The sequence below is a fragment of the Dokdonella sp. genome (assembly GCF_044227025.1).
In the GTDB taxonomy this organism is placed as follows: domain Bacteria; phylum Pseudomonadota; class Gammaproteobacteria; order Xanthomonadales; family Rhodanobacteraceae; genus Dokdonella_A.
Genome location: NZ_JBGAFX010000001.1, coordinates 666,873 through 680,600, shown reverse-complemented (window position 1 = coordinate 680,600; position 13,728 = coordinate 666,873). Strand labels below are relative to the sequence as shown.

Annotated in this window: 9 protein-coding genes; 5 read left to right on the top strand and 4 right to left on the bottom strand. The window is 69.8% G+C overall.

The window, feature by feature from the left end:
* Positions 1-8: 8 nt before the first annotated feature.
* Positions 9-1,886 carry an FG-GAP repeat protein gene (locus tag ACILRJ_RS03000; protein WP_395680237.1) on the bottom strand — a complete coding sequence of 626 codons (1,878 nt, stop codon included), beginning with the start codon at positions 1,884-1,886 and terminating at the stop codon, positions 9-11.
* Between the two features lie 123 nt (positions 1,887-2,009).
* On the opposite strand from ACILRJ_RS03000, the gene ACILRJ_RS02995 reads away from it, so the two are divergent.
* Entirely contained in the window at positions 2,010-4,403 is a 2,394-nt protein-coding gene (locus tag ACILRJ_RS02995) for a protein kinase domain-containing protein (RefSeq protein WP_395680235.1), read from the top strand.
* A 225-nt stretch (positions 4,404-4,628) separates the two neighbouring features.
* Here ACILRJ_RS02995 and ACILRJ_RS02990 read toward each other — a convergent pair whose 3' ends face one another.
* Both ACILRJ_RS02990 and ACILRJ_RS02985 read right to left on the bottom strand, forming a co-directional pair.
* Entirely contained in the window at positions 4,629-5,186 is a 558-nt protein-coding gene (locus ACILRJ_RS02990; protein WP_395680232.1) for an ECF-type sigma factor, read from the bottom strand.
* Between the two features lie 108 nt (positions 5,187-5,294).
* On the bottom strand, positions 5,295-7,232 hold the full coding sequence (locus ACILRJ_RS02985; protein WP_395680230.1) for a serine/threonine-protein kinase: 1,938 nt from the start codon (positions 7,230-7,232) through the stop codon (positions 5,295-5,297).
* 286 nt (positions 7,233-7,518) lie between these two features.
* On the opposite strand from ACILRJ_RS02985, the gene ACILRJ_RS02980 reads away from it, so the two are divergent.
* From ACILRJ_RS02980 to ACILRJ_RS02970, 3 genes are all read left to right on the top strand, one after another.
* Complete coding sequence (locus ACILRJ_RS02980) at positions 7,519-8,943, top strand: hypothetical protein (protein WP_395680228.1); 1,425 nt, start codon at positions 7,519-7,521, stop codon at positions 8,941-8,943.
* A 97-nt stretch (positions 8,944-9,040) separates the two neighbouring features.
* Complete coding sequence (locus ACILRJ_RS02975) at positions 9,041-10,060, top strand: hypothetical protein (protein WP_395680226.1); 1,020 nt, start codon at positions 9,041-9,043, stop codon at positions 10,058-10,060.
* A gap of 192 nt (positions 10,061-10,252) precedes the next feature.
* On the top strand, positions 10,253-11,059 hold the full coding sequence (locus tag ACILRJ_RS02970; protein WP_395680224.1) for a hypothetical protein: 807 nt from the start codon (positions 10,253-10,255) through the stop codon (positions 11,057-11,059).
* A gap of 453 nt (positions 11,060-11,512) precedes the next feature.
* Here ACILRJ_RS02970 and ACILRJ_RS02965 read toward each other — a convergent pair whose 3' ends face one another.
* Entirely contained in the window at positions 11,513-11,977 is a 465-nt protein-coding gene (locus tag ACILRJ_RS02965) for a hypothetical protein (protein ID WP_395680222.1), read from the bottom strand.
* A gap of 242 nt (positions 11,978-12,219) precedes the next feature.
* Between ACILRJ_RS02965 and ACILRJ_RS02960 the strand changes: the two genes are divergently transcribed.
* Entirely contained in the window at positions 12,220-13,671 is a 1,452-nt protein-coding gene (locus ACILRJ_RS02960; protein WP_395680220.1) for an alpha/beta hydrolase, read from the top strand.
* The last annotated feature ends 57 nt before the right edge of the window (positions 13,672-13,728 follow it).

Below are 13,728 nucleotides of genomic sequence, written 5' to 3'. Positions count from 1 at the left end.
CTCTCCGGTCAGTTCGCGGCATCGAAGCCGTTGCGGAAAATCGTGTCGTCGTCCTGCACGGTGTACGCGAACGGCGCCGCGTCGCTCGCGCGGAAACCGATCTGCGCGGAGTAGTGCGCGTTGATGGTCACGCTGCCGGCGCCGTGCACCGCGAGCGTGCAGTGGCCGAGGCCGTTCGAAGCAATCGTCGTGCTGCAGCTTTCTCCCTGCGACGACGTCACCGTGACGGTGCCGCGGCCGAGCGGCAGGCCGACGACCGGCGTGCGGCGATTGCTGACGTGCACGATCACGCTGGATTCGACCGCACCGACCGGCGGATCGACCGAGGCGATCGTCGTCGTCGTGTCGCTGACCGAATAGACGAGCGCGATCGCACCCTTGACCGTACCGCCGCCATCCTTGCGGCCGGGCAGGCCGACGACGAAATCGTCGAGGTTGTCGTCGTTGAAGTCGCCGACCGCCAGTTGCGCGCCGAAACGATCTGCCGCCGCGGGCGATTCGGGCATGCCGGCGGTCGCCAGACTGAAGCCGCGCGCGGCCGATGGCACCAAGCCGCCTGCGCTGCCCGGCACGTGCAACACGATGCCGGCGTTGAGGGTGCTGCCGATGTCTTCGCCCTGGTCGCCGATCAGCAGGTCGTCGAAGCCGTCGCGGTTGAAGTCGCCGCTCGCGAGCGCACCGCCGAATTCGTCGCCGGCTTCCATCGCGAGATCCGGGAAATCGCGCTGATCGTAGGCGACGCTGCTCAAGGCATTGAGCAGCAGGCCCGCGCCGGAGCCGAACAGGATCGTGACCGAGCCGGCGTTGAACACGCCGTCGATATCCTCGCTGAGAGCGCCGACCGCGAGGTCGTCGAAGCCGTCACCGTCGAAGTCGCCGCTCGCGAGCGCCGAGCCGAATTCGTCGGCCGATTCGGCCGCACCCGGCACGCCGGGCGAATCCTGGTCGATGCGCTCGTAGGTCACGCCGGCGAGCGTGTCGGCGCCGTAGGCGATCAGCACGTAGCCTTCGTCGTGCTGGCCGCCGTCCTTGTGGCGGCCGTACAGCGCGAGATCGGCGTGGCCGTCGTGGTCGAAGTCGCCGCTCGCCATGACGTTGCCTAGGTCGTCGGTCGTGACGTTGCCGAAGCCGGCGCCGCCGCGATCGACGAACGTGACGAGGCCGATGAAATCGCCGGGGTCGGTGTTGCTGCGGCGGATCGATGCGCCGCCGGCCGAGATGTTCGGGAACGGACTGTGGCCGGGCGTGCCGATCGCGAGCATCGGCAGGCTGCTCGCCGAGGTGAACCGATCGAGCATCGCGAGGCTGGTGCCCTTGCGGTGCTGGTCCGACGGGCCGTTCGGCGCCGCTTCGCTCGCGCGCGGCAGGAACACGTCGTCGTCGAAGCGCACGCCGGTGGCGCTGCCGCGGAACACGCCGACGCCGCCGGCGTCGTTGATCGTCGGCGACCCGGTGTCCTCGCCCGGAATGCCGACGGCGAGGTCGTCGCAGCCGTCGTTGTCGACATCCGCGACGGCGAGCGCGGCGCCGAATTCGTCGCCGGTTTCGGCGCCACCCTGCACGCCGCTGCTGCTCTGGTTGAAACGCTGGCCGGTCACGCGGATCGGCAGCAGCCGGTCGCCGAACGCAATCGTCACCGAACCTGCGCCCGCATGCGTGCCGACCGTGCTGTCCGCGTCGCCGATCGCGATGTCGGCGTTGCCGTCGCAGTCGAAGTCGCCGGCGGCGAGCGCGCTGATCGAGGTCGCGCCGAGCTCCCCCGGCAGGCCGATGCTGCCCTTGACGATCAACGCGCTGAAATCGGTCGCGGGTTCGGCAGCCTGGGCGCATGCGCAGGCGACGGTCGCCAAGGCCAGGGTCGCGAGTGTGGCGGGAACGGTTGGCATGGTCATTCGGCTCCGGGTCGGTCGGGCGGTTGCATCGCCCTCGATCTGTCAGCACGGAAGAACGGGGCGGGTTTTGCCATCGCCCGGCGCTACACTCGTCGGCGACGACTGGGGAGTCCGACAATGCCGATCGATCCGGAAGCGCTGCGCACCGGGGGTGCGCTGCAGGGAGGCGTGGCGGCGTCGCTGCTGCGCCAGCGCGAACGCGCGAACGAACTCGCGCGCGGCGCGGCGATCGGCCCATACCGGGTCGTGCGCGAACTCGGTCGCGGCGGCATGGCGATCGTCTACCTCGCCGAACGCGCCGACGGCGAATACGAGCAGCAGGTCGCGCTGAAGTGGATGCAGCACGCGCAGGCCGACGATGCCGGCGCCGAACTGTTCCGGCGCGAGCGGCAGGCGCTCGCCGACCTGCGCCATCCGCACATCGCGCGCCTCATCGACGGCGGACGCAGCGAGGATGGACGCCCGTGGCTCGCGATGGACTTCGTCGACGGCGAACGCCTCGACCGCCACTGCGTACGCGAGTCGCTGCCGTTGCGCGAACGCCTCGCGCTGTTCCTGCAGGTGTGCGCCGCGGTCGCGCACGCGCACGCGCGCGGCCTCATCCATCGCGACATCAAGCCGTCGAACGTGCTGGTCGAACGCGGCGGCGGCGCGCGCCTGCTCGATTTCGGCATCGCGCAACTGCTCGGCCAGGACGACGGCCTCGCGAGCGGCGCATTCACGCCGGGTTTCGCGAGTCCCGAACAGGTGCGCGGCGAAGCCGTCACCGTCGCCGGCGACGTCTACCAGCTCGGGCGCCTGCTCGCCTCGCTCGCGTGCGACGACGAGGAGCAGCAGGCGACGCTCGCCGCGCAGCCGACGCAGGCATCTGCCGACCCCGCCGCGCCGATGGCTCTGCCGGAGAACCTGCCGAGCGACCTCGCGGCGATCGTGCGCAAGGCGACGGCCGTCGACCCGGCCGCACGCTACGCGACCGCGGATGCGCTCGCCGACGACGTGCGTGCGTTCCTCGAGCGCCGCCCGGTGCGTGCGTTGCCGCGCCGGCCGGCGTACATCGCCACGCGCTACCTGCAGCGCCACCCGCTCGGTGTCGCGCTCCCCGCACTCGCGCTGGCGCTGCTCGTCGGTGGTACCGCGTTCTTCACCTGGAAGCTGCGCGCGGAACGCGACAACGCGACCTACCAGGCGCACGCGGCGACATCGGTGCTCGAGTTCCTCAACGACGACCTGTTCGACGCCGCCAATCCTTCCAACCGCGCACCCGATGCGCCGGACATGAGCGTGCGCGAAGCCTTGCGCATCGCCGAAGGCCATGTGGATCAGCGATTTGCGCAGCAGCCGGCGATCGCCGCGCGCGTGCTGACCACGTTCGCGGACCTGCGCTACCAGTTCGGCGACTTCGACGTCGCGCTCGGCCTGCTCGATCGCGCGATCGGACTGCAGGGCGTGCGGCGCGACAGCGTCGAGGGCCTGCGTGCGCGCGCCGAGCGCGGCATGATCCTGACCACGACGAACCATTTCGAGGATGCGGAAGAGGTGCTCAAGGGCGTCGTCGCCGACGCCGAGCGAACGCTGGGGCGCGACCACCGCGACACGCTTGAATACACGTTGCGGCTGCTCGAGAACGCCGAGCGCCGCAATCCCGACATGTCCGAAGCCGCCGACCTCGCCGCGCTGCGCGTGCGTGCGGACGCCGCGCTCGGCCAGCCGAACGCGATCAGCGGCGAGGCCGACTACCTGATCGCGGACGACGCGCGCCTGATCGGCGCACCCTTGCGCGCCGCCGCCGAAGCGCGCCGCGCGGTCGCGGCGCTGTCGGCGACGCGCGGCGCCGACAACCCGGCGACGCTGAAGGCGAAGGTGACGCTCGCGTTCGTCGAGCAGGCGGAAGGCCATGCCGACGACGCGCTCGCGACCCTGCGCGCGGCGCACCACGCACAGGCCGCGCGCTACGGCGCCGATACGCTCGATGCGCTGTTCATGCAGAACGAACTCGGCATGCAACTCGTGTATGCCAAGCACTACGACGAAGCGGCGGAATTGTTCAGCGACCTGCTCGGGCGACGCGAGCGCGTGCAGGGCGCGCGCTCCGCGCAACTGATCCCGTCGCTGGTCAACCTCGGCGCGATCCGCATGCGCCAGGGCCGGCCCGCCGATGCGCTCGTGTCATTCGACCGCAGCATTGCCATCATCGCCGCGACGCCCGACACCCCGCGCTACATGATGGCGAGCGCGCGTCGCGCGCAGGCCGATGCGTTGCGCGAGCTCGGACGCTACGACGAAGCGCGCACCGCGCTCGACGCAGGCGACGCCGCCGCCGCCGAACTCGGCGAGAACGACCTGCGCCGGCTCGGCCTGCGCGGCGTGCGTGCGCGCCTGCTGATCGCGCAGGGCGATATCGCACAAGGAATCGGCCAGCTCGACGCGGTGATCGCCGCGATGCGCGCGCAGGTCGACGAGCAGCATCCGTCGCTGGCGCCGTTGATCGCCGCGCGCGCGGCGTTGCCGTGAATGGGAGCAACCGCCCTTGTGGGAGCGGCGGAAGCCGCGATGCCCTCGCCGTCGATCGCCAAGCATCGCGGCTTCCGCCGCTCCCACAAGGGCGATCAGCCTGGCCGAGCGCCCGTCACCCGCAAGGTTGGCTCCTGCAGCGCCGCGCGGGACGTGCGCGCGCACGTGCATTTTCCGTAGGGGCGCACCCTGCGCGCGACCGAGGCGCGAAGCGCGACGCGACGATCAGGCCGGGCCGAGCGTGCCTGCAAGCCATGCACGCGCCTGGTCCCAGTCGCGGTGCACCGTGCGCGCCGAGACGCCGAGTGCGAGCGCGGTCTCGTCGTCGTTGAGGCCGCCGAAGTAGCGGCACTCGAACACCTGCGCCTGGCGCGGTTCATTCGTGGCGAGTCGGCGCAGCGCGTCGTCGATCTCGACCAGTTGTTCGAACGGTTGCTCGTCGCCGGGATCGACGTCGTCGATCGGCAGCGCCGCCTCGCCACTGCCGCGCTTCTGCGCGAGGCGTTCGCGCGCATGGTCGACGAGCACCTGGCGCATGATGCGCACCGACAGCGCGAGCAGGTGGTCGTGGTCGCGCGGCAACCCGGCCGCGCGCGCGAGCCGCAGGTAGCATTCGTGTACGAGCGCGGTGGTGCCGAGCGTGTGGTCGCGCGGGTGGGCGCGGGCGCCGCGCGCGAGTCGCTTGAGTTCCGGGTAGACGAGGTCGACGAGACGGTTCCACGCACCCTGGTCGCCCGAGCGGGCGCGCGTGAGCAGCTGGCTGATGTCGTCGATGGCGGGCATGGCGTGGACGCGTATGCGTATGGCGGGCACGACGGCAGCGCCCCGAAAACCGGCGCGGGCTGCACCGAAGTGCAGCCCGCCCAGGTCCCTCCCCTGAAGCGCTTTGCCTCAGCCGCGGCCGCCGCGCGAGCGGAACTCGGCGAGGCGGTTGTCGACGTTGTCGAGCAGCGGCTCGATGGCCTCGCGCGCCTTCTCGGCGGCGTTGAGGCTGGTGAAGTTCACCTGATCGCCGCTGCCGCTCCACAGCACGCTGCCGTCGCTGACGCGGTACGCCTTCACGCCGAACTGCACCGTGTACAGGGTCGAGCTCTGGCCGTAGTAGTTCATCTGCTGCGTGCCGACCGGGCGCGCATGGATGACGACGACCGCGTCGGCTTTGCCGGCGTACGCGCGCGCGCTGGTGTTGTGGCCTTCGATGACGCGGAAGCCACGGTTCTGCAACTGGCTGACCAGACTGTCGCCGGCGGGCGAGGAGATCACGTCGTCACCCGACGCGACGACCGCGATGGTCGGCACGCGCGGGCGCGCCGGCACGGCCGGCTTCTCGACCGGGGTCACCATCGCGACACGCGCTGCCGGAGCATCGGCGGCGGCGTCGGCGGCAGCCTTCGCGGCGGGCAGGTCCTTCAGCGCTTCCATGCCGGCCTGCGACGCGCGCGCGGCCGGGGCGGCAGGATCGTTCGTCGCGGTCGCGACCGCATCGCCGCTGGTCGCACTCGCGGACGTCGTCGACGCGACACTGGTCGCTGCCGGCGTGGCTGCCGGCGTGGTCGCGACGGCGTTCGGCTGCGCAGGCGGAGTCGGCGGCGTCAGCGCCGGCGTGGTCGTCGCGACGCTGGTGGCCGGCGGAGTCGACGGCGCAACCGTCGTCGTCGTGGTCGGCGCGGACGTGCCGAACCCGAGACGGTCGCGCATCGCCCAACTACCGGCGGCGACGCCGACCAGCAGCGCGGCGGCGATCGCCCACGGCAAGGCGGAGCTGCGCTTCTGCCCGCCGATCGACGTCGGGCGATCAAGCACGGCCTGATGCGCGGCGGCGCCGGCACCCGGCGGCGGTGCCGGATGGTTGCCCGCGGTGATGCGCGTGTTCGCCTGGGCGGCGATGTTGCTCATCGGTGTCTGCGGGGTTTTCGGCAGCGAGGCCTGACCCGCTACCGGCGTCTTCTGTCCGATCAGGGTGGCGGCGGCGGTCGACATCTTCGTCTGCACCGTGATCGGTCCGCCCTTCGCGACGAGCGGGTGCGTGTTGAGGTCGGCCACCAGGTCGTGGCAGTTCTGGTAGCGCTCGGCCGGCTCCTTCGCGATCATCCTGGCGAGGATGTGCGCGATCTGCGGATCGACGTCCTTGTTGAGTTCGCGCACGTCCGGGATCTGCGCCTTCACCACTTCGAGCATGAGGCCGAGCGGCGACTCGTCGTTGAACGGCATCTTGCCGGTCAGCATCTCGAACAGCACGATGCCGAGCGAGAAGATGTCCGAGCGCTGGTCGACCTGCTTGCCGAGGCAGACTTCCGGCGAGAGATAGCCCGGGGTGCCGACGAATTCGCCGGTGGTGGTGAGCTTCTTCGACAGGTCCTGGTTCGACAGCGCGATGCCGAAGTCCGCGATCTTGATCGCGCCGCGGCTCGAGATCATCAGGTTGCCGGGCTTGATGTCGCGATGCACGACGCCGCGGTCGTGCGCGGTGGCAAGGCCGAGCGCGGTCTGCTGGATCACCTTCGCCGACTGCTCGACGGTGAGCTTGTGGTCGCGCTTGAGCATCGAGCCGAGCGACTCGCCCTCGACGAACTCCATCACGAAGTAGGTCTGTCCCTCGTCTTCGCCGATGAAGTAGATCTGGATGATGTGCGGATCGTTGAGCGCCGCCATGCTGCGCGCCTCGCGCAGGAAGCGCTCTTTCACCGCTTCGTCGTGGGCGAGCGAATCCGCCAGCACCTTGATCGCGACGTAACGGTTCAACGAGGCTTCGTAGCCCTTGTAGACCACACCCATGCCGCCGCGGCCCAGTTCGGCGACGATGTCGTAATGGCCAAGACGCGTTCTCATGACAGCTCCCTCCGGGGAGGATTCCCCGAGTGGAAAGCATCCTAGCACCGGGTCCCGGGGGGTGCGCCCGGTGGTGCGTCGCGTCCCCCCTGCGACCCCGTCGACCCCGGTTTCGTGAACCAGTCCGCAAAACGGGCCTCCAGCGGCGTTTTCGGCTGAACGGGCCCGAAATGCCCCCGCCGCGAGTGGATCCGGTCCCGCCAGCCGCCGCATTGAGCCGTGTCACACAGGCCCCCTAGACTGTCCGGCTGGATCGGCAGGGCCGCACGATCGGCCGGGAGGGCGGGTGGAGAACGAGCGAATCGTTTCGCGCGGCGTCATCGCGCTGCTCGTCCTGCTCTGGCTCGCCGGCACGCTGCGCGCGTTCGTGCTGTGGTCGCACGATCCGCTGCACGCGTACGCGAACAGCTACGACCAGACGCGCTACACGACCTGCTTCGGCTTCCATCCGGACCGTCCGCTCGCGATCCCGCCGCAGACCAACAGCCCGCAGTCGCCGTTCTCCGACTACCGCTTCCTGCCGGTCGAGACGCCGTTCTGCTACTGGTCGAGCGAACTCGCCTTCACCGCCGCGACCGCCGCGGTCTGGCATGCGGAAGAAGCACTCGGCCTTGGCGAGGTGCACGACGTGCGCTGGGTCGGCGCTTTGCGCTGGCTCGCGCTGCTCGCGCTGTCGATCGGGTTGTCGCGCGCGTGGTTGCGTCGCGGCGACATGCGCGCGGCGCTCGCGAATGCGGCGCTCGTGCCGCTGGTGTTCGCCGATCCCGGCAACACGCTGTACATGAATACGTTCTATGCGGAATGGACTGCGCTGCTGGCCGCGTACGCGACCATCGCGCTCGCGCTGCTGTGGCGCGACGAGGCGCGCAGCCGGCGCCGGCTCGCGATCCTCGCGCTCGTCGCGTTCGCGCTCGCGGCGAGCAAGATCCAGCATCTGGTGCTGCCGCTCGGGCTTGCCGCCGTGGTGTTTCTGCTCGACCGCGCCCGTTCGAGCCGCACGAGCTGGCGCGCACTCGCGCTCGCCGGCGGCGCCTTCGCCGGGCTGTCGCTGCAGGTCGTGCAGCTGCAGCGCGAAGGCCCGCTGATGGACGCGATCGACCAGTACAACCGCGCCGACGTATTGTTCACCGCGCTGCTGCCGTTCGCCGAGGACAAGCGCGCGTTGCTCGAGGAACTGCACGTGGATCCCGACTGCGCGAAATACGTCGGCCTGCACGCATGGGAACTGCCGGACCTGCCCGAACGCGTCTGCCGCGGCCTCGACGGCTTCCGCCGCGGCGCGGAGCTGCGCACGCTCGCCACGCACCCGCGCATCGCGCTCCGCCTCGCTGGCCACGGTGTACTCGCGCTCGATCCGTGGATCGCCAAGAACCTGGGCCAGATCGAAGGCCGCGACTTCGCCACGATCCCCGCGCTGCCGAGCATCGGTCGCCTGCTGCATGCGTGGCCGTGGTTGCAACTCGTGTTGCTCGCGGCGCCGTTGCTTGCTTTGGTCGTGTTGCTGCGTCGCCCCGGCCCGCGCCGCGGCGCGCGCGCGCTCGACCTCGCCGCGCTCGTCGCGGTCACGATGCTTGGCACGCTCGCCGTGACGATCCTCGGCGATGGCCTCGCCGACACCGGCAAGCAGGGGCATCTCGTCGTGAATGCGGCGTTGGTGTGGGTCTGCGTGGGGGTCGTGTTCTCGGTTGCGCGAATCGTGCGTCGCGCGTGATGCGCAGCGCCATGCTGCCGCCCGGCGTTACCATTCACGTCGGGTCGGGGTTGCGCTGAAGGGGACGATGAAAACGCCGGGTCCATTCGCCTCGCTGATGCTCGGGCTTCTGCTGCCCGTTGCCGCCCTCTCCATCGAGCCCCATCGGGACGGCCAGCAGGCATTTATCGCGCGCGCGGTGTTCGTCGAAGGGCGACTGTGGCTCCTGACCGATGCCGGCGAGCTCTCCAGCATCACCGAAGGCAGCGACAAGCGCGTGGAGGAAACGGCGCTTGCGGAACCGGTGCACGACATCTGCATCCATCAGCACACGCTGTTCGCGTTCACTTGCCAACGTGATGGATGCACGAAGGGGTCTTTGCGCACGAGAGACCACGGCAAATGGTCCATCGACGCGACGTTGTCGCTCCGTAAGGAACGCGTGCTCGCGCTGATGTGCGACAGCCCGGGAATTTCCCTGCTGACGACTCGCCGGCTGATCGACTTCGACCATGCCGACCATCGCGCCGTGCGACTGTCCGAATCGCTTGACGTGAAACCGGTGGCCGCCGTGCGCGACACCCCGGCTGGCGTCTTCGTCGGCTTCAATGCCGGCGAGTGGGGTGGTGGCTTGCGGCGCATCGATCGGCGCACCGGCAGCGTCTCGACGATCGAGAGCAAAGGATCCGTCGAAATCTGCGGCGGTCTGCTCGATGCCGGTTGCGACCCGATCAACGGCATCGTCACCGAGCCCTGGAACAGCCAGTGCATCGCGGCGGCTGTCGGTCTCGTGCACATGATTGCGCACGGTCGCATCGTTGAGGTCTGCGGCACCAACGTGCGGCGCCTGTACTCCAGGCCGATGGAAGGGCCGAAGACGGAGGCCGGCGAGCCGTGGTCCACGGTCGCGTTCTTCGGCCTGTCGACACAAGGCGATGCCTTGTGGGCCGCCGGTATCGACGGCCTCTACGAAATCAGTGCCGACGGCACCGCGAAGACGCGTCCCATGCCGGACTTCAAGGAGATCGGCGGCGTGTACGTCAACTTCGACTCGCCCCGCATGATCCTCGTCCTCACGCAGATCAACCGGCGACGCTCCGTCAGCGGGGCGGTGCCGCTGTTGGTGCCGCGGAGTTGACTGGCTTGGCGCCCACACGGTTCGACCAATAACTGCTCTGTCCCTTTGTTTCCGTCTGGAATGCAATGGTTTTTGCAATCGCCGGCGCCGTCTATGTTCTTGCGGGATCAATCAACCTGACTCCTATTCCGCCCTTTACATCCGCATTACGCGCCGGCGAAGAGAATGCGCGCGGCAGCGGCGGAGGCGGGCATGCGTGGCAGCGCGGGGTCGGCAACGGATAGTCGCGGGCATGCGCCCGGCGAAGCATTTGCGGGCGTCGCGTTCGCGGCGGAGCGCCGGCCGTGGCAGCGCAGCCTGAATTGGGAGACGCCGCGACCGGGGCGGCGGCGCCTCGTCGTCGCGGTGCTCGCGGCGGTCGTCGCGACCCTGCTCGAACTGTCCGGCTTCGATGCGCTCATGCGCGGACGCGTGGCGCACGAGCGCAGGGCGCCCGCATCGGCGCCGATCGTGGTTCGACTCGAGGACCTGCTGCCTGAGCCGCCGCCGGAGATGCAGCCTTCATCGCGAATGCCGGCATCTGCGATCACGCGGACCACGGCGCGGACCGCGCCCGGCGCCGAGCGACCGCGGCGGCCGCGCACGGACGTCGTCGACGCGCCTGCCGCGGCGGCCGCATCGCCGCCGTTGCTGGTCGAACGCGACGGCCGCGCGCTGTTGCCCGACGGCAGCGCCCTCGTCGCGCCGAAGGACGGCGCACGGATGTTCCGGCACGACTCCGCCGTTCCTTATGCGCAGACGCGCTTCGAACAGGCGTTCGTTCCGCGCGACGAGGACCTAACCCACGAATTCATCCGGCGCACGACGGTCAAGCACACCTGGCGCACGCCATGGGGCAGCCAGATCACGTGCGCGGCGTCGATGACGATCGTGCTGCTCGGCGGTTGCGGCTGGGGACTCGCGCCGCGTGCGACGGCGGAGGAACTGCAGCGCATGCGTGCGAATCCGCCGCCGTCAAAGCCGGACAAGTCCATGGTGTTGCGACTGCGCGGCTCGTAGAGGAAAGGGGCCAGGTTCATTTCCGAGCGCCACCTCGTCCTCCGCGGACCAGCGCTCCTCCTCCGAGGATCAGCACTGCTCCACCCAAGGAGCACACCTCCTCCTCGGAGGACCAGCACGGCTCCTACGAGGACCAGCACTCCTCCTCAGAGGAGCAACTCTGCTCCTGCGTGGAGCGATATCGCTCCTCCGAGGAGCAGTACTCCTCTACCCGAGGAGCAGCATCGCTCCACCGAGGAGCGGTTCTGCTCCTGCGAGGATCAGCGCCGCTCCTCCGAGGACCGGTACTGCTCCACCGGGGAGCAGCGCTGGTCCCCGGACGACCAGCGTTGCTCCTCGGAGGCGCAGCTCGCAGGACCGGGCGGCGGCGGGAGGCGGTCGGGGGCGCCGGATCGCGGACAAAAAGAAAGCCGCATCGCTGCGGCTTCGAAGGCAACACCGGTAGTGCCTACGCTACGCGGCTTTCGGCTCCTGGCTTCGCGATCGCTTGGTGAAGCGTGTCGCGAGCGACGCCCGCAGGCCGTCCAGGCTCTGGCTGTTGCCGGAGACCTTGAGCAGCTTGTAGCCGTGCAACGCGGTGGCCATGACATCGGAGCCGAGCGCCATCTGGGTATCCGAGCCGCGTGCATGCAGGCGCTCGAGGCGCTGCAGGCGCGGACGCAGGGCATCCAGCAGGGCGAGGTCACTGGCCGCTTCGGGCAGGCCCAGGTTCGGGTTCACCACCTGCGGGTTCTGGCCGAGCAGGGACAGCGTCTGTCGGCAGAACGCCTCCGACTTGCCACCCATGCGCGGCACCGAACGGCGCTGCTCCGGGCTCAACGACACCATCCCGCTGAGGTTCGCCTCCAGTGAGGCCAGTGCCGCATCCACTGCAGCGAACTGGTCATCCGACACCACCATCGATACGAGGTTCTGCATTTCACTTCTCCCATCATGATCAACGATCCCTTCCGCGCCCCGTGGCGTGGAGGGGTGCCGCACCGCGGCACCGCTGTATTGGACCAGGGGCGTAACTCACGGGATGAGACGCTACGGCGACGATCGATCGAATGTTGTGTCCGTCACCGCGCGGGCGACCTCGCAGGGTCGGTCGGCGCCGAAGGGCGCCCACGCCTGCGCGGACATCGCGGGTTACTCCGGGGTTCCGCTACGATCACCGCATGGTCCTGCCTTCGCTCCGGCGCGTTTTCCGCTACGTCGCCTGGATTTTCCTGCTTGCGGTGCTCGCCGGACTCTGCGTGCTGCTCGTGCGTGCGTTCGATGCACGCGGCAAGCCCGACCTCATGCCGTGGCATCGCATCGCGCTCGCGCACGAGCTGCGCGCGGACGCAATCGACGAGCGTTTCACGTGGGCGGACTACCTCGCGCGCGAACAGCAGGTGTTCGACGAACTGCATTCGCAGCTCGCCGCCGCCGCGGTGCCCGGCGAGTACCGCTACGAGAGCGGCAGTCGCCTCGGTGCGCGCGCGGGCGAACGCGACTGGAATCGTTCGTTCGAATCGACCCCGGCCGAACCGCGCGGCGGCGTGCTGCTGCTGCATGGCCTGACCGATTCGCCGTACAGCGTGCGCACGCTTGCGGCGACCTACGAGCGCGCCGGCTTCGCGGTGATCGCGCCGCGCCTGCCGGGGCACGGCACGGTGCCGGCCGGCCTGCTCGACGTGCACTGGCAGGACTGGCGCGCGGTCGTGCGCATCGCGATGCGCGAACTGCGTGCACGCGTCGGCGCAGGCAAGCCGATCCACCTGGTCGGCTACTCGAACGGCGGCGCGCTCGCGCTCGACTATGCGCTCGATGCGCTCGGCGACGCGGGCCTGCCGGCGCCGCAGCGGATCGTGCTGGTGTCGCCGATGATCGGGCTGCGCCCGTTCGCCTCGCTGTCGCGCTGGCTGCCGCTGTTCGGCGGCTTCGCGTACTTCGAGAAGTCGCGCTGGATCGACATCCTGCCCGAGTTCAATCCGTACAAGTACAACTCGTTCCCGACCAACGGTGCGCTGCAGTCGTACCTGCTCACGGCGACGCTGCGCGCGCGCATCGCCGGCCTCTCGGCGAGCGGTCGCCTCGCGCGCCTGCCGCCGCTGCTCGCGTTCCAGTCGGTGCTCGACAGCACGGTCAGCAGTGCGGACGTCGTGCACGCGCTGTTCGACAAGCTGCCTTCCAACGGCAGCGAGCTCGTGCTGTTCGACATCAACCGCGCGAACCTGCTCGCACCGATGTTCCGATCGGTGGCCGCCGGCCAGCTCGATGCGCTGCACGGCACGCCGCCGCGCGCGTACCGGCTCGACGTCGTCGGCAACCTGCGCGCCGATACGCTCGATGTCGGCGAACGGCGCTACGAGCCGGGTGCGGGCGAGGCGGTCGAGCGCGCGCTCGGCCTCGCGTTTCCCGCGGACGTCTATTCGCTTTCGCACGTCGCGCTGCCGTTCCCGTGCGACGACCCGCTGTACGGTTCGGCGCCGCGCACCGATGAGGACTACGGCATTCGCCTTGGCACACTGGTCCTGCGCGGCGAGCGCGGTGCGCTGCAGGTCAGCGCCGAACAGCTGCAGCGGCTGACCTGCAATCCGTTCTTCGGCTACCTCGAACAGCGCGTGGCCGCGACCCTGCCCTAGTCGCTTCTGTGGCAGCGGCGGGAGCCGCGATGCGCCACGCTGCACACGAGCATCGCG

Bases quoted from the DNA above. Each gene is read 5' to 3' on its own strand.
- ACILRJ_RS02985 (WP_395680230.1), bottom strand. From the start codon at position 7,232: ATGAGAACGCGTCTTGGCCATTACGACATCGTCGCCGAACTGGGCCGC.
- ACILRJ_RS03000 (WP_395680237.1), bottom strand. From the start codon at position 1,886: ATGCCAACCGTTCCCGCCACACTCGCGACCCTGGCCTTGGCGACCGTC.
- ACILRJ_RS02960 (WP_395680220.1), top strand. From the start codon at position 12,220: ATGGTCCTGCCTTCGCTCCGGCGCGTTTTCCGCTACGTCGCCTGGATT.
- ACILRJ_RS02995 (WP_395680235.1), top strand. From the start codon at position 2,010: ATGCCGATCGATCCGGAAGCGCTGCGCACCGGGGGTGCGCTGCAGGGA.
- ACILRJ_RS02970 (WP_395680224.1), top strand. From the start codon at position 10,253: ATGCGTGGCAGCGCGGGGTCGGCAACGGATAGTCGCGGGCATGCGCCC.
- ACILRJ_RS02990 (WP_395680232.1), bottom strand. From the start codon at position 5,186: ATGCCCGCCATCGACGACATCAGCCAGCTGCTCACGCGCGCCCGCTCG.
- ACILRJ_RS02965 (WP_395680222.1), bottom strand. From the start codon at position 11,977: ATGCAGAACCTCGTATCGATGGTGGTGTCGGATGACCAGTTCGCTGCA.
- ACILRJ_RS02975 (WP_395680226.1), top strand. From the start codon at position 9,041: ATGCTCGGGCTTCTGCTGCCCGTTGCCGCCCTCTCCATCGAGCCCCAT.